This window comes from Azospirillum sp. VT-I1 (assembly GCF_055698305.1).
In genome coordinates, this window is sequence record NZ_CP168802.1 from 1016254 (window position 1) to 1037776 (window position 21523).

Below are 21523 nucleotides of genomic sequence, written 5' to 3' on the forward strand. Positions count from 1 at the left end.
CCTGATGCCCGGCCCGGACCAGCCCCCCGCCCTGTACGAACTGGAGGCCGTCGGATTCTCGGCGGCCGGCCGGCCGATCCTGTCGGACCTGTCGCTCCGGCTGGAACAGGGGCGCATCTACGGGCTGGTCGGTCCCAACGGTTCGGGCAAGAGCACGCTGATCCGCATGCTCGCCCGCCAGCAGCCGCCGGGGGCCGGCCGCATCCGCTGCCTCGGCACCGAGATCGCCCGCATCGGCGAGCGCGACTTCGCCCGCACCGTCGCCTACATGCCGCAATTCACCCCGCCGGCGGAGGGCATGACGGTGCGCGAGCTGGTGGCGCTCGGCCGCTTCCCCTGGCATGGCGCGCTCGGCCGCTTCGGGGCGGAGGACGCCGCCAAGGTGGCGGAGGCGATTGCCGAGACCAACCTCGACGCTTTCGCCGACCGGCTGGTCGACAGCCTGTCGGGCGGCGAGCGGCAGCGCGTCTGGCTCGCCATGATGCTGGCGCAGGACACGCGCTGCCTGCTGCTGGACGAACCGACCTCGGCGCTCGACATCGCCAGCCAGGTGGAGATGCTGGGGCTGGTGCGCCGGCTGAGCCGCGCCCGCGGCATCGGTGCCGTCATCGTCCTGCACGACATCAACATGGCCGCCCGCGTCTGCGACGAGATCCTGGCGATGCGCGGCGGCGCGCTGATCGCCCAGGGAACGCCGGACGCCATCATGACCGGCGAGACGCTGGGCGCGATCTACCGCCTCGCCATGGGCATCGTCCCGCATCCCGTCACCGGCGACCCCATCGGTTACGTCCTGTGATGGCTGCGGCAAGGACGATATCGCGGCGCCACGCGCTGGGCCTGACCGCCGGGCTTGCATTGATGCCCCGCCTAGCATTGGCCGCCCTGCCGACGCGGGTTGCGGTCATCGACTGGGCGCTGCTGGAAACGGCGCTGGCGCTGGGGGTGGTCCCGGTCGCCGCCACCGAACTGCTGCAGTTCCGCAAGACCGTCGTCGAACCCGCGGTGCCCGCGTCCGTCGCCGACATCGGCCTGCGCGGCACGCCGAACTACGAGGCGCTGAACCTCGCGGAGCCGGACCTGATCCTCACCTCCAACTACTACGAGGGCCAGCGCGCCAGCCTGGAGCGGGTGGCGGAAACCGTGTCGCTGTCCATCTACGCGCCGGGCGTCCAGCCCTACCCGGCCGCAGCAGAGGCCGCCCTCACCCTCGGCCGGCTGCTCGGCCGCGAGGCACGGGCGCAGGCCGTCGTCGCCGATACGGCGGCGGAGATCGCCCGCCTGCGCGCGAGCCTGACCGGCATCGGCCGGCGGCCGGTGCTGGCGATCAATTTCGGCGACGCCCGCCATTTCCGCGCCTTCGGCACCGACAGCATGTTCGGCGAGGTGCTGCGCCGGCTGGGGGTCGAGAATGGCTGGGCGGCACAATCCAGCTACAGCGCCACCGCCCCGGTTGGCATCGAGGCGCTGGCCCGCTTCCCCGACGCCACGATCATCGTCGTTCCGCCGGTACCCGCCGACGCGATGCGGACGCTGTCCGACAGCGCCCTGTGGCAGGCCCTGCCGATGGTGCGGGAAGGCCGCGTGGCGGTGATCGAGCCGGTCAACCATTTCGGCGGCCTCCCCGCCGCCCTGCGCTTCGCCCGCCTCGCCGCCGCCGCCCTTCTGCAAGGAAACGGCAATGGCTGAGCGCGCGCCGATGAACCGCATCCTGCTGTGGGGCGGGCTGGCCGTCCTCGCCGCCTGCCTGTCGACGGTCCAGGTCGCCGGGCATCTGGCCTCGCCGGCCCCGGCCGGCGCGTCGCCCGCCGGTGCCGACTGGCTCGACGCCATCATCCTCTATCACAGCGTCCTGCCGCGCATCGCCGTCTCGCTGGTCGCCGGGTCGGCGCTGGGCCTGTCGGGGCTGCTGCTCCAGCGCGTGCTGCGCAACCCGCTGGCCGAGCCATCGACTCTCGGCGTGTCGGCCGGCGCCCAGCTCGCCATGACGGTGGGGCTGCTCTACGCCCCGGCGCTGATGGATCGGGCGCGCGAGGGCGTGGCGCTGGCCGGCGGACTGGCGGTGGTCGGGCTGATCCTCGCCATGACATGGCGGCGCGGGCTGGAGCCGGTCGCCGTCATCCTCGCCGGCATGATGGTGGCGCTGACCGCGACCATGGCCAGTGCCGCGCTGATCCTCGCCAACGGCGACTATCTCTTCTCCATCTTCATCTGGGGCGGCGGCGCGCTGGCGCAGCAAAGCTGGGGGCCGACCCTGACCATCGCGCTCCGCCTGCTGGTCGGGCTCGCCGCCGCGCTGCTGCTGATGCGCCCGCTGGCGATCCTCGGCCTTGACGACGCCAGCGCCCGCAGCCTGGGCGTCGCCCTGAACGCCACGCGCTTCGCCGTCATCGGCGTCGCGGTCTGGCTGGCCGCCAGCGTGACGGCGGAGGTCGGCGTGATCGGCTTCGTCGGGCTGGCCGCCCCCGCCCTGGCGCATCTCAGCGGTGCGCGCACCCAGAGCCAGAAGCTGATCGCCGCCCCGCTGATCGGCGCCGTCCTGCTCTGGGTCACCGACGGGCTGGTGCAGCTGCTGGCCGGCGCCAACGGCGAACGGGTGCCGACCGGCGCCGCCACCGCCCTGCTGGGCGGCCCGCTGCTGCTGTGGCTGCTGCCGCGCCTGCGCATGTTCGAATGGCCGTCGCTGAACAACCGCCCCGCCCCGTCGCGCCGCAGCCCGCGTCCCCGCCTGCTGATCGGCCTGATCGCCCTGTCCGGCCTTGCCGCCGCGGCCCTGGCCCTGACCGTCGGCTACGGCCCGGACGGCTGGTCGCTGGCCACCGGTTCCCTCCTCGACCGGCTGCTGGCATGGCGCGGCCCGCGCGTGGCGGTCGCGGCGGCGGCTGGCGCCATGCTGGCGGCGGCCGGGATGCTGCTGCAGCGCATCACCGCCAACCCGCTGGCCAGTCCGGAGATCCTCGGCGTCGGCACCGGGTCGGGCGTCGGGCTGACCGCCGCGCTGTTCCTGGTCGCCGCCCCCGGCATCGGCATCCAGATCGCCGCCTCCGCGGCGGGGGCGGTGCTGGTGCTGGCCGCCATGCTGGCGCTGTCGCTGCGCGCCGGCTTCGGACCGGAACGGCTGCTGCTGGCCGGCATCGCCATGAGCGCGCTCTGCAGCGCCGTGCTGACCGCCGTCATCGCCACCGGCACGCCCCAGGCCTTCACCCTGCTGCGCTGGCTGAGCGGATCGACCAACGACGCCGGTCCCGCCGATGCGTGGTTCTGCGCCGGTGCCGCGGTCCTGCTGCTGGCGGCCCTGCCGCTGGCCTCGCGCTGGCTGGAGATCCTGCCGCTCGGCGACGTCACCGCCCGCTCGGTCGGGCTGCCGGTGCAGCGCTGCCGCATCCTGCTGGTGCTGTTCGCCGGCCTGCTCACCGCGGCGGCGGCACTCTTCGTCGGGCCTTTGAGCTTCGTCGGCCTGATCGCCCCCCACCTCGCCCGGCTGGCCGGCCTCGGCCGCGCATTGGAACAGGGCATCGGCGCGGTGCTGATCGGCGCCGCGCTGATGGTGGTGTCGGATTGGCTGGCGCGGACGGTCGCCTTCCCTTATCAACTGCCGTTGGGATTGTTCGCAGCACTGCTCGCCGGCCCCTATCTGATCTGGTTGCTCGGCCGAGCCGGCTCGCGCGCCGGCTAGCCGATTTCGTCTCCCGTGCCTATTCCCATTTTCAGTTCCGGAATGAGAAGAGCCATGCTCCGCCGCTTCCTCGCCTACTACCGTCCCTACAAGGGCCTGCTGATCCTCGACATATCCTGCGCGATCCTGTCGGGACTGCTGGAGCTGGGCTTCCCGATGGCGGTGCGCGCCTTCGTGGACCGGCTGCTGCCCACCCAGGACTGGCCGCTGATCGTCGCCGCAACGGCGCTGCTGCTGGCGGTCTACATGGCGAATGGCGGGCTGATGGCCATCGTGACCTATTGGGGCCACAAGCTGGGCGTCAACATCGAGACGGAGATGCGGCGCAAGAGCTTCGACCATCTGCAGAAGCTCTCCTTCAGTTTCTACGACAACAACAAGACCGGCCATCTCGTCGGCCGCGTCACCCGCGACCTGGACGAGATCGGCGAGGTGGCGCACCACGGCCCCGAAGACCTGCTGATCGCGGTGATGACCTTCGTCGGCGCCTTCGCCCTGATGGCGGTGGTGCATCTGCCGCTGGCTCTCATCACCGCCGCCATCGTGCCGGTCATCGCCTGGCTGACCAGCCGCTATGGCGGGCGGATGACCCGCAACTGGCAGTCGCTCTATTCCCGCGTCGGCGACTTCAACGTCCGCATCGAGGAGAATGTCGGCGGCATGCGCGTCGTCCAGGCCTTCACCAACGAGGACCACGAGCGCAAGCTGTTCGCCGAGGACAACAACCGCTACCGCAAGACCAAGCTGGACGCCTACAAGATCATGGCGGCCTCGACGACCCTCAGCTACATGAGCATGCGGCTGATCCTGATCGTCGTCATGCTGACCGGCGCCCATTTCGTCCTGGTGGGGGAACTGACCCAGGGCGGGTTCTTCGCCTTCCTGCTGCTGGTCAACACCTTCTTCCGCCCGATCGAGAAGATCAACGCGGTCATCGAGACCTACCCGCGCGGCATCGCCGGCTTCCGCCGCTACACCGCCCTTCTCGACACCCAGCCCGACATCGCGGACGCCCCCGACGCCGTCCCGGCGCCGCCGCTGAAGGGCGACATCCGCTTCACCGACGTGTCCTTCGGCTATGACGCCGCCCGCCCGGTGCTGAAGGGCGTCGACCTCAACATCAAGGCGGGCTCCACCGTCGCCTTCATCGGCCCGTCGGGCGCCGGCAAGACGACGATCTGCTCGCTGCTGCCGCGCTTCTACGAGATCACCGGCGGTAGCATCACCATCGACGGCCTCGACATCCGCAGCATGACGCTGGCCTCGCTGCGCCGGCAGATCGGCATCGTCCAGCAGGACGTCTTCCTGTTCGGCGGCACCATCCGCGAGAACATCGCCTATGGCCGGCTGGGCGCGTCCGACGCCGAGATCGCGGAGGCGGCGCGCCGCGCCCATCTCGACGGGCTGATCGCCTCGCTGCCGGACGGGCTGGACACCATCATCGGCGAGCGCGGCGTGAAGCTGTCGGGCGGCCAGAAGCAGCGCCTGACCATCGCCCGCATGTTCCTGAAGAACCCGCCGATCCTGATCCTGGACGAGGCGACCTCGGCTCTCGACACCCAGACCGAGCGGGAAATCCAGAAATCCCTGATGGAGCTGGCGGAAGGCCGGACGACCCTGATCATCGCCCACCGTCTGGCGACCATCCGCAGCGCGGACGAGGTCTATGTCGTCAACACCGGCGGCGGGATCCAGCGCATCACCCACGAGGAACTGGCGGCCCACGGCTGAGGGGCCGCGAAGGCGGGGGACAATAGCCCCTCTCCCCCTGCGGGAGAGGGGTTGGGGTGAGGGGTTGCAGATCTGAAGTCCACCCCCATCCATCTCCCAATCGACGGGACAAATCCGGCCTACGTCGGAACAGAGGGCGCGCAACGGGCATCAATCGTCGGCCTCGACCGGTCCAATGACCTGCCAGATCTCCGTATAACCCGGCCGACAAGCGGCATAGTCTCTCCATCCGAATTCTCTCGGATTCATCCCAACGCAACCCTTTATCGCCGCAGGGAAGTCTTCGTATCATCCGTCTGATCCGGTGATGACGATGGGTTTTCATGCAACAGATAAACAAGACAGTCTCCTTCACAGCCGGCGGCCTGATTCTGCTGTTCGTTGCTCTGGCTGCGTTGTTCACCAAGCCGTTCGGCTCCCGCGTATCGGAGATGCAGGCATTTGTCGTCGGCAACTTCGGCTGGTTCTACGTGCTTGCCGTCGCGGGTTTCCTGCTGTTCGTCCTCTGGCTCTTCTTCAGCCCCTACGGCGCGATCAAGCTGGGGCACGACGATGACGAGCCGGAATTCAGTTACCCGTCCTGGTTCGCCATGCTGTTCAGCGCCGGGATGGGCATCGGGCTGCTGTTCTACGGCGTCGCCGAGCCGATGCTGCATTTCTCCAATCCGCGCGTGGGCGAGGCGGGAACCCCCGACGCCGCGCGCGAGGCGATGAACCTCGCATTCCTCCATTGGGGCCTGCACGCCTGGGCGATCTACATCGTCGTCGGGCTGTCGCTGGGCTATTTCGCCTACCGGCACGACCTGCCCCTGACCGTCCGGTCGGCGCTCTATCCGCTGCTGGGCGATCGCATCCGCGGCTGGCCCGGCCATGTCGTCGACGTCATCGCCATCTTCGGCACCCTGTTCGGCATCGCGACCTCGCTGGGGCTCGGCGTCATGCAGATCAACGCCGGCTTCGCCTATCTCGGCCTGCTCGACGTGGGGCTGCCGCAGCAGATCGTGCTGATCGTCGTCATCACGGTGGTGGCCACGCTCTCCGCCGCCAGCGGGGTCGGGCGGGGCATCCGCCGCCTGAGCGAGCTGAACATGCTGGCGGGCGTTCTTCTGCTCATCTTCGTCTTCCTGCTGGGACCGACGGTGTTCCTGCTGTCGACGCTGGTGGAGAGCATCGGCCGCTACCTGTGGACGCTGCCCTACACCAGCTTCCGCACCCTGCCTTATACGGGGGCGGAGTGGCAGGCGAGCTGGACGATGTTCTATTGGGGCTGGTGGATTTCCTGGGCGCCCTTCGTCGGCATGTTCATCGCCCGCGTGTCGCGCGGCCGCACCATCCGGGAATTCATCGGCGGCGTGCTGTTCGCGCCGGTCGCCCTCACCATGCTGTGGTTCATCGTGTTCGGCGAGACGGCGATCCATATGGAGATGTTCGAAGGCGGCGGCATGGCCGCGGCGGTGGCCGACAGCGTGCCGACCGCGCTGTTCGTGATGCTGGACCGGCTGCCGCTCAGCACCATAACCTCCGCCATCGCCACGCTGATGGTCGTCACCTTCTTCGTCACCTCCGCCGATTCCGGCGCGATGGTCATCGACATCATCGGGTCCGGCGGCAACCAGGATCCGCCGGTCGCCACCCGCATCTTCTGGGCCCTGCTGTCGGGCGTGGTGGCGGCGGTGCTGCTGCTGGTCGGCGGTCTCCAGGCCCTGCAGACCGCGGCGGTGACCACGGCGCTGCCCTTCGCCTTCGTGATGGTGATGATGTGCGTCGGCCTGGTCGTCAGCCTGCAGAGCGAACGGAAGGTTGATCCCGGCCGCCGCGCCGCCCGCATGGCGGCGGGCACGGCCGCCCCGGCCGCCGCCGCAGCCGCCGGTGCCGGGGACTGGCGGCAGGGGCTCTCCGCCGTTCTCGGCCGCAAGAGCGGACAGGCGGCGGTTCCGCCGGGCGCCGGGGCCGCGCGACGGAACGTGACGCGCTTCATCGCCGACGAGGTGCTGCCGGCCCTGCGCGACATCGCGGAGGAGCTGGAACGGAACGGCCGCACCACGGAGATCGACACCAGCCCCTTCAGCGCCGGCATCGCCGTGCTGCGGGACGGTCAGGAGGAGTTCTCCTACGCGATCCGCGCCCGCGCCTATCATCCGATGAGCTTCGCCTTCTCGGGCATCGAGAAGGACAGCGAACCCTGGCAGACGCGGGCGGAGGTCATCCTGCGCGGCGGCCTGCACAAGCCGCTTGCGCAGGAGCGGATGAACCGCGACGCCATCCTGCAGGATTTCGTCCGCGAATACGGCAAATGGATGGGCTGGTGAGATGGCGGTTCCGTCGTCCCGTGAACTCCGCCACGAGCATTTCCGGCAGATCTTCCTCAGTGAACGGTCGCGCCGGGAGTCGATCCGGAGCAGCATCGGAACGCCGGTGTCGGCGATCTCCTTCGCGGTCTTCGCGCTGGGGAATCTGGCGGTGCGCTTCGACGCCTCCCGGCTGAACGAGCCCACCGCCACGGCCATCGCCGTGTTGACCGCGATCAGCGTCCTTGCGCTGCTCGCGGCCATCCATCAGGTCTTCATGGTGGAATGGCTCTTCGTCCATCACGAACCGCCCCGCCTGACCGATCTGGTCCGGGCGGAGGAGACGCTTCGCACGGAGAAGAGCGAGGAGGAGGTGGCGGCCGGCATGATGGATCTGATGACGGCCAGCTACTCGATCGCCTTCGAGCAGTATCTGTGGGGAAACACGGTCAGTGCGCGCAGCCGCACCCGCGCCCTGCGTCTGGTGATGCTGTCGCTGACCTTCCTGGCGGCCGGTTTCCTGCTGCTGCCCTTCCATCTGAGGAGCTGAGCGCATGAACTGGCTCGACCGCATCCTCACCCGGCGGCGCCTGCAGGACTGCTTCGGCCCGGCGCCGCCCTGGGCGCGTTTCCGGCTGCGCCCGGCCTGCCGTCAGCTGTCCCGGCAGGAGCGGGAAATGCAGGATCTGCTCAAGCTGGGGGTGCCTCCCCGTCTGACCATGGTCGACGAGGAGCTTGCCATTCTCATCGACCCCGCCGAGCGCCGGGTCATCGACGTGGACTGAGGCGTGAGCCGGATGGAACGGAGCTTCCGTTCCACGCCATCCGGCCCGGCGGACCTCAGGCCGCCCGCACATGGCGCAGGAACTCCTCCGCCTGATCGCGCAGCGACATCGCCTGCCGGCCGAGGTCGGCGGCGGCGGCGCGGACCTCCGACGCCATGGTGCCGGTCTCGTGCGCGGACTGCGAGACTTCCCGGATGTTGTGGGTCACCTCCGTCGTGCGGTCGGCGGCGCGCTGGACCGAGCGGGCGATGTCGGCGGTGGTGACGCCCTGGTGATCGGCGGAAACCGCGATGCGGCCGACCAGTTCGCTGACCGACAGCACGGTACGGCCGATCCCCTCGATGGCCTCCACGGCATGGCCGGTCACCGCCTGGATTTCCGCCACCTGCCGGGCGATGTCGTCGGTCGCCCGCGCCGTCTGGTTCGCCAGCGTCTTCACCTCGCCGGCCACCACGGCGAAGCCCTTGCCGGCCTCCCCCGCCCGCGCCGCCTCGATGGTCGCGTTCAGCGCCAGCAGGTTGGTTTGGCCGGCGATGTCCTGGATCAGGGTCACCACCTCGCCGATCTTGCCGGCCGCCGCCGCCAGCCCGTCCATCGTCCGGTTGGTGTTCGTCACCTCCTCCACCGCGTTGCGGACCATGCGGGCCGACTCCTCGACCTGCCGGCTGACCTCGCCGATGGAGAGGCTCATCTCCTCCGCGGCGCCGGCGACGGTGCGGACGTCGTCGCTGGCCTCGCCCGCGGCGGTGCTGACCGTGTCGGCGCGGATGCTGCCGGTCTCGGCGATGTCGTGCAGGCGCTGGGCATTGGCCTGCAACTGCGTGGTGGTGGCGCTCAGCACGCCGACGACGCCCAGCAGCGACCCTTCAAAGGACTGCGCCACCTCTTCCATCGCCTTGCGGCGCTCCTGCACCGAGCGGGCGCGCTCCTCCGCCTGGGCCTCGTGCAGCTTGGCGACCTCGATGGCGTTGTCCTTGAACACGCTGAGCGCCTTCGCCATGCCGCCGATCTCGTCCCTGCGGTCCAGCGCCGGGATGGCGACCGACAGGTCTCCGCGCGCCAGATCCTCCATGGCGGCGCGGATGCCCGCCAGCGGGCGGAACATGCGCCGGGCCAGCAGCAGGCAGCAGGCGGCGACCAGCAGGGTCACGGCGCCGCTGATGGCGGCGATCATCGTCTGGGTGTCGCGGATGGTCGCGAAGAACTCCGCCTTCGGGATGCCGACATAGAGCACGCCGACCACGCGCCCGTCCGGCGCCTTGATCGGGTCGTAGGCGGTGTAGAAGGGCGTGCCGAGGATCTCCGCCTGCCCGCGATAGGGCACGCCGCGCCCCAGAACCGCGTCGTGGACCGGCCCCTTCGCCAGCGTGGTGCCGACCGCGCGGCTGCCGTCTGGCTTCAGCACGTTGGTGGCGACGCGCCGGTCGCCCATGAACAGGGTCGCCGTGCCGCCGACCAGCCGCTTGACCCGGTCCACCGGCTCGAAGAAGTCGTTGAGCGCGCGGTCGCCGGCATAGAGCTTGCCGTCACGCACGTCGAACGCCTGTCCATACTGGTTCAGCACGTCCCAGGCGACGCGCATGTTGGTCTCCTGCCGCTCCACCGCCACCCTTTCGGCATAGCGGGTCAGCAGCAGCTCGTTGACACCGAACGTGGCAAAGGCAAGCAACAGCAATCCGCCGCCACAAAGCATCACGGTCTTGCCCGCCAGCGACAAAGCTCTCATCCTCATACCCAACCCCTGATTTAGTCCCGTTACCGAATGCCTGTTTTTCTTATTCTGCCGAATGCCCTATAGGGCAACCGCCAGCGCAAGGGAAAAGGGGACAGGGGTTAATAAAAAGTTAGAAGCAATTCCTGATTCGACTTCGGGGATTTGTATCCGTCATACGGATTGATTGTGGCACGGCGAGCGTGCCGAACAATTCGTTCATCGCCCGCCGCCCTGCGTCACCATCATTGCGGCCGGACAGGGCCGGAAGCCCGATTTGGTCGCCGGCACGCATCCGCGACGCCATCCTCCACGACAATACGCCAAAAGACATATATCCTCGAGTTTGAACCGGGATCCAACCACGCATATACGGCCCCTATATTTTCAGGCACCGCCGCCCCCCATCAGATCTATACGCGGCTCCGGATCATCCTTGCAGGGTCGGACCACCCGCCCGCCGGCAGTTCGGCGGAGCGGCGGCCCGGCCCATTTCCGTTCGACCGGAGCCCTGAACCCATGCTCGACCTTCTGTTCCTGGCGCTCACCGCCGGCTTCTTCGCCGCGGCGGTGGCCTATGTCCACGCCTGCGACCGGCTGTGAGGAGGCGGCGATGATCCTTGATTACGCGCTGGCCGGCCTCGTGACCGGCGGGCTGCTGGCCTATCTGGTCTATGCCCTGATTCACCCCGAACGGTTCTGAGGAGTCCCGTCCCATGACCGTCAACGGCTGGATCCAGATCCTGGTCTTCATTGCCCTGGTCGTCGCGGTGACGCGGCCCCTGGGCGGCTACATGACGCGCGTCTTCACCGGCGGGCGCACGCTGCTCTCCCCCGTCGTCGGACCCGTCGAGCGCGGGCTGTACCGGCTGGCCGGCGTCGATGAGCGCACCGAGCAGCATTGGGTCACCTACGCCGTGTCGATGCTGCTGTTCAGCGCCGCCGGCATGCTGCTGCTCTATGCGCTGCAACGGCTCCAGGGGGTGCTGCCGCTGAACCCGCAGGGCATGGCGGCGGTGCCGGCCGACCTCGCCTTCAACACGGCGGCCAGCTTCACCACCAACACCAACTGGCAGAATTACGGCGGCGAGACCACCATGGGCCATCTGGTCCAGATGGTCGGGCTGACCTTCCACAACTATGTCTCCGCCGCTGCCGGCATCGCCCTGGCGGTGGCGCTGGTCCGCGGCTTTGCCCGTGCGTCGGCCCGCACCATCGGCAATTTCTGGGTCGATCTGACCCGCGCCACGCTCTACGTCCTGCTGCCGATCTGCCTCGTCTACGCCGTCTTCCTGGTGTGGCAGGGCGTGCCGCAGACGCTGGCCGGGTCCGTCGACGCCACCACGCTGGAGGGGGCGAAGCAGACCATCGCACTCGGCCCCGTCGCCTCGCAGGAGGCGATCAAGATGCTGGGCACCAACGGCGGCGGCTTCTTCAACGCGAACTCCGCCCATCCCTTCGAGAACCCCAACGCCCTGACCAACCTGCTGGAGATGCTGTCGATCTTCGCGCTGGGCGCCGGGCTGACCAACCTGTTCGGCCGCATGGTCGGCGACGAGCGGCAGGGCTGGGCGATCCTGGCCGCCATGGGCCTGCTCTTCGTCGCCGGCGTCACCGTCGCCTATTGGGCGGAGGCGCAGGGCAACCCGGCCTTCGCGGCACTGGGCATCGACGGCAGCGCTGGCAACATGGAGGGCAAGGAGACCCGTTTCGGCATCGCCGCAACCGCGCTGTTCGCCACCGTCACCACCGCGGCCTCCTGCGGTGCGGTGAACGCCATGCATGACAGCTTCATGCCCTTGGGCGGCATGGTGCCGATGATCAACATGATGCTGGGCGAGATCATCGTCGGCGGCGTCGGCGCCGGTCTCTACGGCATGCTGCTGTTCGCCATCGTGGCGCTGTTCGTCGCCGGGCTGATGGTCGGCCGCACGCCGGAATATCTCGGCAAGAAGCTGGAGGCGAAGGAGGTCAAGATGACCATGCTCGCCATCCTCTGCCTGCCGCTGATGATGCTCGGCTTCACAGCCGCCGCCGTGGTTCTCGACACCGGGACCGCGTCGATGGCCAACGCCGGCCCGCACGGCTTTTCCGAAGCGCTCTACGCCTATGTGTCGGGTGCGGCCAACAACGGCAGCGCCTTCGGCGGACTCAGCGGCAACACGCCCTGGTACAACGTCACCATCGCCATCGCGATGCTGGTCGGCCGCTTCCTGGTCATCGTGCCGATGATGGCGATCGCCGGTTCGCTGGCCGCCAAGACGCGGGCCACCGCATCGGCCGGCACCTTCCCCACCCATGACGGGCTGTTCGTCGGGCTGCTGGTCGGCGTCATCCTGATCGTCGGCGGCCTCACCTTCTTCCCGGCTCTCGCCCTCGGCCCGGTGGTCGAGCATCTGGCGATGAGCGCCGGCACCCTCTTCTGATCGGGAACGATCCCATGCACGCCAATAGCAAACGGTCCGGCCGCACACAGGCGAAAACGTCGGCGAGCACCCTTCTGGACCCCGCCATCCTGCTGCCGGCCATCGGCGGTTCGCTCGCCAAGCTCCATCCGCGCCAGATGATCCGCAACCCGGTGATGTTCTGCGTGGAGGTGGTGGCCGCGCTGACCACCCTGCTGGTCCTGCGCGACGCGGTGACCGGCGCCGGGGTGAGCGGCTTCGCCGTCCAGATCGTCGTCTGGCTGTGGTTCACCCTGGTCTTCGCCAACTTCGCCGAAGCGGTGGCGGAAGGCCGCGGCAAGGCCCAGGCCGCCAGCCTGCGCAAGACCCGCACCGAGACCACCGCGAAGAAGCTGGAAAACGGCACGATCCGCAGCGTCCCCGCCACGGCGCTGAAGACCGGCGACCTCGTGCTGGTGGAGGCCGGCGACATCATCCCGTCCGATGGCGAGGTGGTGGAGGGCGTGGCGTCCGTCAACGAGGCGGCCATCACCGGCGAATCCGCCCCCGTCATCCGCGAGAGCGGCGGCGACCGCTCCGCCGTCACCGGCGGCACCCAGGTGATTTCCGACCACATCAAGGTGCGCATCACCGCCGCCCCCGGCTCCACCTTCCTCGACCGCATGATCTCGCTGGTGGAAGGCGCCCAGCGCCAGAAGACCCCCAACGAGATCGCGCTGAACATCCTGCTGGCCGGGCTGACCATCGTCTTCGTCATCGCGGTGGCGACGATCCCCAGCTTCGCCGCCTATGCCGGCGGGTCGGTCGGCGTGCTGGTTCTGGTGGCGCTGTTCGTCACGCTGATCCCCACGACCATCGGCGCGCTTCTGTCGGCCATCGGCATCGCCGGCATGGACCGTCTGGTCCGCTTCAACGTGCTGGCGATGTCCGGCCGCGCGGTGGAGGCGGCGGGCGACGTCGACACGCTGCTGCTCGACAAGACCGGCACCATCACCCTTGGCAACCGTCAGGCCGCCGAGTTCCTGCCGGTCGCCGGCGTGGGCGAGCAGGAACTGGCCGACGCCGCTCAGCTCGCCTCGCTGGCCGACGAGACGCCGGAGGGCCGCTCCATCGTCGTGCTCGCCAAGCAGGACTACGGCATCCGCGCCCGCGCGATGGAGGAGATGCAGGCGACCTTCGTCCCCTTCACCGCCCAGACCCGCATCAGCGGCATCGACACCGGCGGCACGGTGATCCGCAAGGGCGCGGTGGACGCGGTGCTGGCCCATGTCCGCGGGTCGCAGCGCATAGCGGTGTCCGGTGGCCGCGGCGTCGCCGCCCTTCATCCCGCCGCCGACCCGGCGGAGCGCGAGATCCTCGCGATATCCGAACGGGTGGCGAAGGCCGGCGGCACGCCGCTGGCGGTGGCGCGCGACGGCCGGCTGCTCGGCATCATCCACCTGAAGGACATCGTGAAGGGCGGCATCCGCGAACGTTTCGCCGCCCTGCGCCAGATGGGCATCCGCACCGTGATGATTACGGGCGACAACCCGATGACCGCCGCCGCCATCGCCGCGGAGGCCGGGGTGGACGATTTCCTCGCCCAGGCCACCCCCGAGGCCAAGCTGCAGCTGATCCGCGACGAGCAGGCCAAGGGCAAGCTGGTCGCCATGTGCGGCGACGGCACCAACGACGCCCCGGCGCTGGCCCAGGCCGATGTCGGCGTGGCGATGAACACCGGCACGGTGGCGGCGCGCGAGGCCGGCAACATGGTCGATCTCGACAGCGACCCGACCAAGCTGATCGAGATCGTCGAGATCGGCAAGCAGCTGCTGATGACCCGCGGCGCGCTGACCACCTTCTCCATCGCCAACGACGTGGCGAAGTATTTCGCCATCATCCCCGCCATGTTCCTCGCCTTCTACCCGCAGCTTCAGGCGCTGAACGTGATGGGGCTGCACAGCCCGGAAAGCGCCATCCTGTCGGCGATCATCTTCAACGCCCTTATCATCGTGGCGCTGATCCCGCTGGCCCTGCGCGGCGTGCGCTACCGCGCGGTGGGCGCCGCCGGGCTGCTCCGCCGCAACCTGCTGATCTACGGCCTTGGCGGGCTGGTGGTGCCATTCATCGGCATCAAGGCCATCGACCTGACCGTCACCGCCCTCGGGCTCGTGTGAGAGGACCCCGTCCATGCTGAAGGAACTGCGTCCCGCCCTGGTCATGACCGCCGCCCTGGCGGTCGTCACCGGCCTCGCCTATCCGCTGGCCGTCACCGGCATCGCCCAGACCCTCTTCCCGCATCAGGCCAACGGCAGCCTGATCGAGCGGAACGGCGCGGTGATCGGCTCCGAACTGATCGGCCAGACCTTCGCCGCCGACCGCTATTTCCACCCGCGCCCGTCGGCCACCGCCGACACCCCCTACAACGCCGCAAGCTCCGGCGGCTCCAACCTCGGCCCGACCAGCAAGGCGCTGGTCGAGCGGGTGCAGGCCGACGCCGACAGGCTGAAGGCGGAGAATCCCGGCACCCCGGTTCCGGTGGAACTGGTGACCACGTCGGGCAGCGGCCTCGACCCCGACCTGTCGCCGGCCGCCGCCGACTTCCAGGTGCCGCGCGTCGCCAAGGCCCGCGGCCTGTCCGAGGACGCCGTGCGCAAGCTGGTCGCCGACACCACCGAGCCGCGCCCGCTGGGCTTCTTGGGTGAGCCGACCGTCAATGTGCTGGCGCTCAATCTAGCCTTGGACAGGGCGGCGGCGGCCCGCTAGAGATCCGGCGGAACGGGGGGCGGAACGGAGGAGACGGAACCGGATGACCGACGACCAGGGTGGACGCGACCAGCGGCCTTCGCCGGACGCGCTGCTGCGGCAGGCGGAGCGGGAGGAGCGCGGGCGGCTGAAGATCTTCCTCGGCGCCGCCCCCGGCGTGGGAAAGACCTTCGCCATGCTGCTGACCGCCCAGGCCAAGCGGCGCGATGGCGCCGACCTCGTCGTCGGCGTGGTGGAGACCCACGGCCGCGCCGAGACGGAGGCTCTGGTCGCAGGGCTGGAGATCGTCCCCCGCCGCACCGTCCGCCACAAGGGTCATGCGTTGGCTGAAATGGATCTGGACGCCATCCTCGCCCGCCGGCCGAAGATCGTGCTGGTGGACGAGTTGGCCCACACCAACGCCCCCGGCAGCCGCCATGCCAAGCGATACCTCGACGTTCAGGAACTGCTGGACGCCGGCATCGACGTCTACAGCACGCTGAACATCCAGCATGTCGAAAGCCTGAACGACGTCGTCGCCAAGATCACGCGGGTCCGCGTGCGCGAGACGGTGCCGGATTCCGTCATCGACCGTGCCGACGACATCGAGGTCATCGACATCACGCCGGAGGACCTGATCCAGCGCCTGAAGGAGGGCAAGGTCTATGTCCCCCGCACGGCGGAACAGGCGATCCGCCATTATTTCTCTCCCGGCAACCTCACCGCGCTGCGCGAGCTGGCCCTGCGCCGCACCGCCGACCGGGTGGACGACCAGCTGCTCACCCACATGCAGGCCCACGCCATCGCCGGCCCCTGGGCGGCGGGGGAGCGGCTGCTGGTCTGCATCGACCAGGACGCCGGCGGCGGTGCGCTGGTTCGCTATGCCCGCCGGCAGGCGGAACGGCTGCGCGCCCGCTGGGGCGCCATCCATGTGGAGACCAGCCGCGACCTGCGCCTGAGCGAGGCGGAGCGCGACCGCATCGCCGACACCCTGCGCCTCGTCGAACGGCTGGGCGGAGAGGCGGTGACGATCCCCGGCCGCGACGTCGCCGACGCGGTGGTGGAGTATGCCCGCGCCAACAACATCACCCATCTCGTCATCGCCAAGTCCGGCCGTCCGCGCTGGTCGGAGCTTCTCCACGGATCGGTGGCGCACAACCTGATCCGCCGGGCCGGCGACATCAGCGTCCATGTCATCGCCGCCGCCAATCCCGGCGCCAATCCCGGCGACGCCGTGCCGCCCAAGACGGTGCGGACCGCAACCGAGGACCGCTGGTCCTTCCGGGGCCTGCCCTATCTTTCCGCCACCGGCTATGTCGCGGCGGCGCTGGGATTGGGTCATTTGCTGCATCTGGCGCTCGGGCTCAGCAACATCGCGCTGGTCTTCCTGACCGCCATCCTCGCCAGCGCCGTCACCGGCGGACTGGGGCCGTCGCTCTATGCCTGCGTCGCCAGCGTCCTGGCCTTCAACTATTTCTTCCTGCCGCCGCTCTACACCTTCACGATTTCCGATCCCGAGAACATCGTCGCTCTGCTGGTCTTCGCCGTGGTCGCGGCGATTGCCAGCAACCTGACCGCCCGCGTCCGCGCCCAGGCGCTGACCGCGCGCCAGCGCGCCAAGACCACCGAGGATCTCTATCAGTTCAGCCGCAAGCTGGCAGGCGTCGTCACCATGGACGACCTGCTGTGGGCCACCGCCTATCAGATCGCGGCGATGCTGAAGGCGCATGTCGTCCTCCTGATGCCGGACAACGACAAGCAGGCGGGCCGCCTGGCCGTCCGCGCCGGCTATCCGCCGGAGGATGTGCTGGAGGAGGCCGACCTCGCCGCCGCCATGTGGAGCTGGCAGAACAACAAGCCCGCCGGCCGTGGCGCCGACACGCTGCCCGGCGCCCGCTGGCTGTTCCTGCCGATGCGGACCGGCCGCGGCCCGGTTGCGCTGGTGGGAGTCGATACGGGCGGCGGCGACCGCAGCCGAAGGAGCGGCCTGCTCTCTCCCGACCAGCGTCGGCTGCTCGACGCGCTCGGCGATCAGGCGGCGCTGGCCATCGAACGGGTGATGCTGGCCGAGGATGTCGACCGCGCCAAGCTGGCGGCGGAGACCGAGCGGCTGCGCTCCGCCCTGCTCACCTCCATTTCGCACGACCTGCGCACGCCGCTGGCCTCCATCCTGGGATCGGCCACCAGCCTGACCCGCTACGGCGCCACCCTGGACGAAGCCGGGCGGCTCGATCTCGCCACCAACATCCAGGAGGAGGCGGAACGGCTGAACCGCTTCATCGCCAACCTGCTGGACATGACGCGCCTGGAATCGGGGGCGGTCCGCCCGCGCAGCGGCCCGGTCGACCTCTCGGAACTGGTCGGCAGCGCGCTTGAACGCACCGGCCGCATCCTCGCCGGCCACCATGTGGAGGTGGACCTCGCCCCCGACCTGCCGATGGTCGATCTCGACCCTGTGCTGTTCGAACAGGTGCTGTTCAACCTGCTGGACAATGCCGCCAAATACGCCCCAACCGGCAGCCGGGTGACGGTGCGGGCGCGCCGGCTTGGCGATGCGGTCGAGGTCCGGCTGATGGACGAGGGCGACGGCATCCCGCCCGCCGATGTGGACCGCATCTTCGACAAGTTCTACCGTGTCCATGCCCAGGACCGGCAGCGCGCCGGCACCGGGCTGGGGCTGGCGATCTGCCGCGGCTTCGTCGAGGCGATGGGGGGCGCCATCGCCGCCGGCAACCGCGGCGACCGTTCCGGCGCCGTCTTCACCCTGACCATCCCGGCCGCGGCCGACCTGCCGGCCCTGGAGGACAGCAGCTTATGACCCAGCCCTCCGCCCCGCTCCGCGTCCTGGTGGTCGATGACGAGCCGCCGATCCGCCGCTTCCTGCGCACCAGCCTGTCGGCCCAGGGCTACGACATCGTGGAGGCGGAGGACGGCGACGCCGCGCTGAAGGAAATCCGCCGCCGCACGCCGGACCTGCTGGTGCTCGACCTCGGCCTGCCGGGCATCGACGGTCTGGAGGTGATCCGCCGCCTGCGCGGCGGCGATCCGGGTTCGCCCGGCACGGCTCTGCCGATCATCGTGCTGTCCAGCCGGGTGGACGAGGCCGGCAAGGTGGAGGCGCTCGACCTCGGCGCCGACGATTACGTCACCAAGCCCTTCGGCATGGACGAGCTGCTGGCCCGCATCCGCGCCGCCCTGCGCCACCGGCTGCAGCGCCAGGGCGAACGCCCGGTCTTCCGCAGCGGCGACCTGACGGTGGACCTCGTCCGCCGCATCGTCACCGTCCGCGGCGCGGAGGTGAAGCTGTCGCCGCGCGAATACGACCTGCTGCGCCTGCTGGTCGCCCATGCCGGCAAGGTGCTGACCCACCGCATGATCCTGACCGAGGTCTGGGGTGGCGAGACCGACATCCAGTACCTGCGCATCTACATCCGCCAGCTGCGCCAGAAGATCGAATCCGAACCCGACCGTCCGCAGCACATCCTGACCGAAACCGGCGTCGGCTACCGCCTGCGCGCGGGGGAGTGAGGGCAGGTCACGCCGCCTCCCCCACCGGGGCCGGCTTGGCGGCGCGCAGGATCATGCCGAACAGGTCGCGCGGCTCGTCCGGGTCGGCCAGCATGTCCAGGTTCTCGTAGAACCCCGTCCCCGCCACCTTGTCGCGCACATAGCGCAGGGCCGAGAAGTCCTCCGTCGCGAATCCCACCGAATCGAACAGCGTGATCTGCCGCGCATCGCGCCGGCCGACCGCTTGGCCCGTCATCACCGTCCACAGCTCCGTCACCGGATGGTCGGGGGGCAGCTGCTGGATCTCGCCCTCGATCCGGGTCTGCGGCGGATACTCCACGAAGATGTCCGAGCGCAGCAGGATATCGCGGTGCAGCTCCGTCTTGCCGGGGCAGTCGCCGCCGACCGCGTTGATGTGCACGCCCGCCCCGACCATGTTGTCGGTCAGGATGGTCGCATACTGCTTGTCCGCCGTGACCGTCGTGATGATCTGCGCCCCCTCCACCGCCTCCTCGGTCGAGCCGCAGGCGGTGATCTCGAACCCCTGGTCGCGCAGGTTGCGCACGCATTTCTGCGTCGCCACCGGGTCGATGTCGTAGAGCCGCAGTTTCCGGATCCCCAGCAGCGCCTTGAAGGCCAGCGCCTGGAACTCCGCCTGCGCGCCGTTGCCGATGATCGCCATGCAGGTCGCATCCTTCGGCGCCAGATGCTTGGCGGCGACGGCGGAGGTGGCGGCGGTGCGCAGTGCCGTCAGGATGGTCATCTCCGTCATCAGCACCGGATAGCCGTTGCCGACATCGGCCAGCACGCCGAAGGCGGTGACGGTCTGCCGCCCTTCGCGCGTGTTCTTCGGATGGCCGTTCACATATTTGAAGCCATAGGTGCGGCCGTCGCTGGTCGGCATCAGCTCGATCACGCCTTCAGCACTGTGGGAGGCGACCCGCGGCGTCTTGTCGAAGCTCTCCCAGCGGCGGAAATCCTCCTCCACATAGGCGGACAGCTCGGTCAGGAAGCGCTCCACGCCGATGTGCAGCACCAGCTTCATCATGTGGTCGACGCTGACGAAGGGAACGAGGTTCAGGTTCGGGATCATGGTCTAACGCTCCAATCGGTCAGAAGCTGCGGGTCGGGTAGTCGAGGACGCGGCGCCCCATCAGGCTGGCCAGCAGTTCCACCATCAGGATCGCGGTGCGTCCGCGCTCGTCCAGGAAGGGGTTCAGCTCCACCAGATCGACGCTGCTGACCATGCCGGTATCGTGCAGCATCTCCATCACCAGATGCGCCTCGCGGAAGGTGGCGCCGCCGGGGACCGTGGTGCCGACGCCGGGGGCGATGCCGGGGTCGAGGAAATCGACGTCCAGGCTGACATGCAGCAGCCCGTCCGCCTCGACCACCCGCTGCAGGAACGGGCGCAGCAGCGCGGCGATGCCGTGCTCGTCGATCTTCCGCATGTCGTGCACGATGATGCCCGACGTTTCCAGCGCCCGCCGTTCGGCCGGATCGACGCTGCGGATGCCCATCATGCAGACATTGTGCGGGTCGAGCCGGCCCGGCGGCGGCGGGAAATAGCCGTCGAAGCCGGCGCGGCCGGTGGCGTAGGCCATCGGCACGCCATGCAGGTTGCCGCTCTCCGACGTGTCCAGCGTGTGAAAGTCCGGATGCGCGTCCAGCCATAGGACGAACAGCGGGCGCCCCATCTCGGCCGCCCGCTGCGCCAGCCCGGTCAGGGTGCCGGCGGCAAGGCTGTGGTCGCCGCCCATGAAGATCGGCATGGCGTCCTGCCCGGCGCTCGCCTCGTACGCCACCTTGGACAGCGCCGCGGTCCAGCCCGCCACCTCCGGCAGCAGCTTCAGCGCGGCGTTGCCGTGCGCCATCGGCCGCTGCGGCACCGGTGCCACATTGCCGAGATCGGTGACGCTGTGCCCCAGGTCGGACAGCGCCCGCGCGATGCCCGCCGTCCGGTAGGCGCTCGGCCCCATCTCGCAGCCGAGGCGCCCGGCCCCATCCTGCACCGGCACGCCGACCAGCCGGCACTGCTTCGTCTTTGTCTTCTGGTAGGACATTGTTCGGTCTCTTGCCTGTTCCCCCCACCAGCAAACCACAGGCGCGTGGCGGAACGGACAGGGCAAATTGACAAAAGCCGCCATCCGGCCTACCAAACCGGACAGTCAAGCTTGCCAAAACGGCGGAGACCGGCGGACATGACCCTGGACCAGCTGGACGAGAAGCTGATTACCCTGCTGCGCCATGACGGCCGCCGCAGCATTTCCGACCTCGCCATCGAGCTGGGGGTGTCGCGCGCCACGGTCCGCTCCCGCATGGAGCGGCTGGAGGCGTCCGGCATCATCATCGGCTACACCGTCATCCTGCGCGCCGACACGGTGGAGGCGCCAGTGCGCGGCATCATGCTGATCGAGGTGGAGGGGCAGGCGGCCGACCGTGTGGTGCGCACGCTCAGCGGCTTTCCCGAGATCATGGAGATCCACAGCACCAACGGCCGCTGGGACCTGATCGTCGAGCTGTCCTCATCCAGCCTGCCGGAGTTCGACGCGGTGCTGCGCCGCATCCGCCTGATCCCCGGCATCACCACCAGCGAGACGAACCTGCTGCTGAACACCCCGCGCAGCACCCGCGCCCGCCTTTAGGCGTTCACCCGACCGCGGACAGTCGGTCATCCCAACGGGCTGCGCCATGGC

Annotated in this window: 17 protein-coding genes; 14 read left to right on the top strand and 3 right to left on the bottom strand. The window is 69.4% G+C overall.

Annotation, left to right across the window (positions count from 1 at the left end):
* The first annotated feature begins 4 nt into the window (after positions 1 to 4).
* From AB8P05_RS18555 to AB8P05_RS18585, 7 genes are all read left to right on the top strand, one after another.
* On the top strand, positions 5 to 799 hold the full coding sequence (locus tag AB8P05_RS18555) for an ABC transporter ATP-binding protein (protein ID WP_472759723.1): 795 nt from the start codon (positions 5 to 7) through the stop codon (positions 797 to 799).
* Positions 799 to 1689: an iron-siderophore ABC transporter substrate-binding protein gene (locus tag AB8P05_RS18560; protein ID WP_472759724.1), complete on the top strand. Its 891-nt coding sequence runs from the start codon at positions 799 to 801 to the stop codon at positions 1687 to 1689. The genes AB8P05_RS18555 and AB8P05_RS18560 overlap by 1 nt, the downstream gene beginning before the upstream one ends.
* A complete protein-coding gene (gene fhuB / locus AB8P05_RS18565; RefSeq protein ID WP_472759725.1) occupies positions 1682 to 3676 on the top strand; it encodes a Fe(3+)-hydroxamate ABC transporter permease FhuB in 1995 nt (664 codons plus the stop codon). Before AB8P05_RS18560 ends, fhuB begins: the two co-directional genes overlap by 8 nt.
* A gap of 54 nt (positions 3677 to 3730) precedes the next feature.
* The gene (locus AB8P05_RS18570) at positions 3731 to 5407 is read left to right on the top strand and encodes an ABC transporter ATP-binding protein (RefSeq protein WP_472759726.1); all 1677 of its coding nucleotides are present in this window, start codon (positions 3731 to 3733) and stop codon (positions 5405 to 5407) included.
* A 323-nt stretch (positions 5408 to 5730) separates the two neighbouring features.
* On the top strand, positions 5731 to 7716 hold the full coding sequence (locus AB8P05_RS18575; RefSeq protein WP_472759727.1) for a BCCT family transporter: 1986 nt from the start codon (positions 5731 to 5733) through the stop codon (positions 7714 to 7716).
* 1 nt (position 7717) lies between these two features.
* Positions 7718 to 8245: a hypothetical protein gene (locus tag AB8P05_RS18580; protein WP_472759728.1), complete on the top strand. Its 528-nt coding sequence runs from the start codon at positions 7718 to 7720 to the stop codon at positions 8243 to 8245.
* 4 nt (positions 8246 to 8249) lie between these two features.
* Entirely contained in the window at positions 8250 to 8480 is a 231-nt protein-coding gene (locus AB8P05_RS18585) for a hypothetical protein (RefSeq protein ID WP_472759729.1), read from the top strand.
* 55 nt (positions 8481 to 8535) lie between these two features.
* Here the strand turns inward: AB8P05_RS18585 and AB8P05_RS18590 are convergent, their stop codons facing one another.
* Entirely contained in the window at positions 8536 to 10206 is a 1671-nt protein-coding gene (locus tag AB8P05_RS18590) for a methyl-accepting chemotaxis protein (RefSeq protein ID WP_472759730.1), read from the bottom strand.
* 598 nt (positions 10207 to 10804) lie between these two features.
* Here AB8P05_RS18590 and AB8P05_RS18595 point away from each other — a divergent pair.
* From AB8P05_RS18595 to AB8P05_RS18620, 6 genes are read left to right on the top strand one after another with little or no spacing between them, the layout of a single operon-like run.
* Positions 10805 to 10894 (top strand): K(+)-transporting ATPase subunit F, encoded by a 90-nt coding sequence (locus AB8P05_RS18595; protein WP_014189053.1) that lies wholly within the window; start codon positions 10805 to 10807, stop codon positions 10892 to 10894.
* A gap of 13 nt (positions 10895 to 10907) precedes the next feature.
* The gene (kdpA, locus tag AB8P05_RS18600; RefSeq protein ID WP_472759731.1) at positions 10908 to 12617 is read left to right on the top strand and encodes a potassium-transporting ATPase subunit KdpA; all 1710 of its coding nucleotides are present in this window, start codon (positions 10908 to 10910) and stop codon (positions 12615 to 12617) included.
* Between the two features lie 14 nt (positions 12618 to 12631).
* Positions 12632 to 14752 carry a potassium-transporting ATPase subunit KdpB gene (gene kdpB / locus AB8P05_RS18605; RefSeq protein WP_472759732.1) on the top strand — a complete coding sequence of 707 codons (2121 nt, stop codon included), beginning with the start codon at positions 12632 to 12634 and terminating at the stop codon, positions 14750 to 14752.
* A gap of 13 nt (positions 14753 to 14765) precedes the next feature.
* Positions 14766 to 15341 carry a potassium-transporting ATPase subunit KdpC gene (gene kdpC / locus AB8P05_RS18610; protein WP_472759733.1) on the top strand — a complete coding sequence of 192 codons (576 nt, stop codon included), beginning with the start codon at positions 14766 to 14768 and terminating at the stop codon, positions 15339 to 15341.
* Between the two features lie 43 nt (positions 15342 to 15384).
* Positions 15385 to 18138: a DUF4118 domain-containing protein gene (locus AB8P05_RS18615; protein ID WP_472759734.1), complete on the top strand. Its 2754-nt coding sequence runs from the start codon at positions 15385 to 15387 to the stop codon at positions 18136 to 18138.
* Positions 18135 to 18848: a response regulator gene (locus tag AB8P05_RS18620; protein ID WP_472759735.1), complete on the top strand. Its 714-nt coding sequence runs from the start codon at positions 18135 to 18137 to the stop codon at positions 18846 to 18848. The genes AB8P05_RS18615 and AB8P05_RS18620 overlap by 4 nt, the downstream gene beginning before the upstream one ends.
* Positions 18849 to 18855: 7 nt before the next feature.
* Here the strand turns inward: AB8P05_RS18620 and AB8P05_RS18625 are convergent, their stop codons facing one another.
* Complete coding sequence (locus AB8P05_RS18625; RefSeq protein WP_472759736.1) at positions 18856 to 19920, bottom strand: ornithine cyclodeaminase; 1065 nt, start codon at positions 19918 to 19920, stop codon at positions 18856 to 18858.
* A 19-nt stretch (positions 19921 to 19939) separates the two neighbouring features.
* Entirely contained in the window at positions 19940 to 20890 is a 951-nt protein-coding gene (gene rocF, locus AB8P05_RS18630; protein ID WP_472759737.1) for an arginase, read from the bottom strand.
* A 144-nt stretch (positions 20891 to 21034) separates the two neighbouring features.
* On the opposite strand from rocF, the gene AB8P05_RS18635 reads away from it, so the two are divergent.
* The gene (locus AB8P05_RS18635; RefSeq protein ID WP_455173980.1) at positions 21035 to 21472 is read left to right on the top strand and encodes an Lrp/AsnC family transcriptional regulator; all 438 of its coding nucleotides are present in this window, start codon (positions 21035 to 21037) and stop codon (positions 21470 to 21472) included.
* The last annotated feature ends 51 nt before the right edge of the window (positions 21473 to 21523 follow it).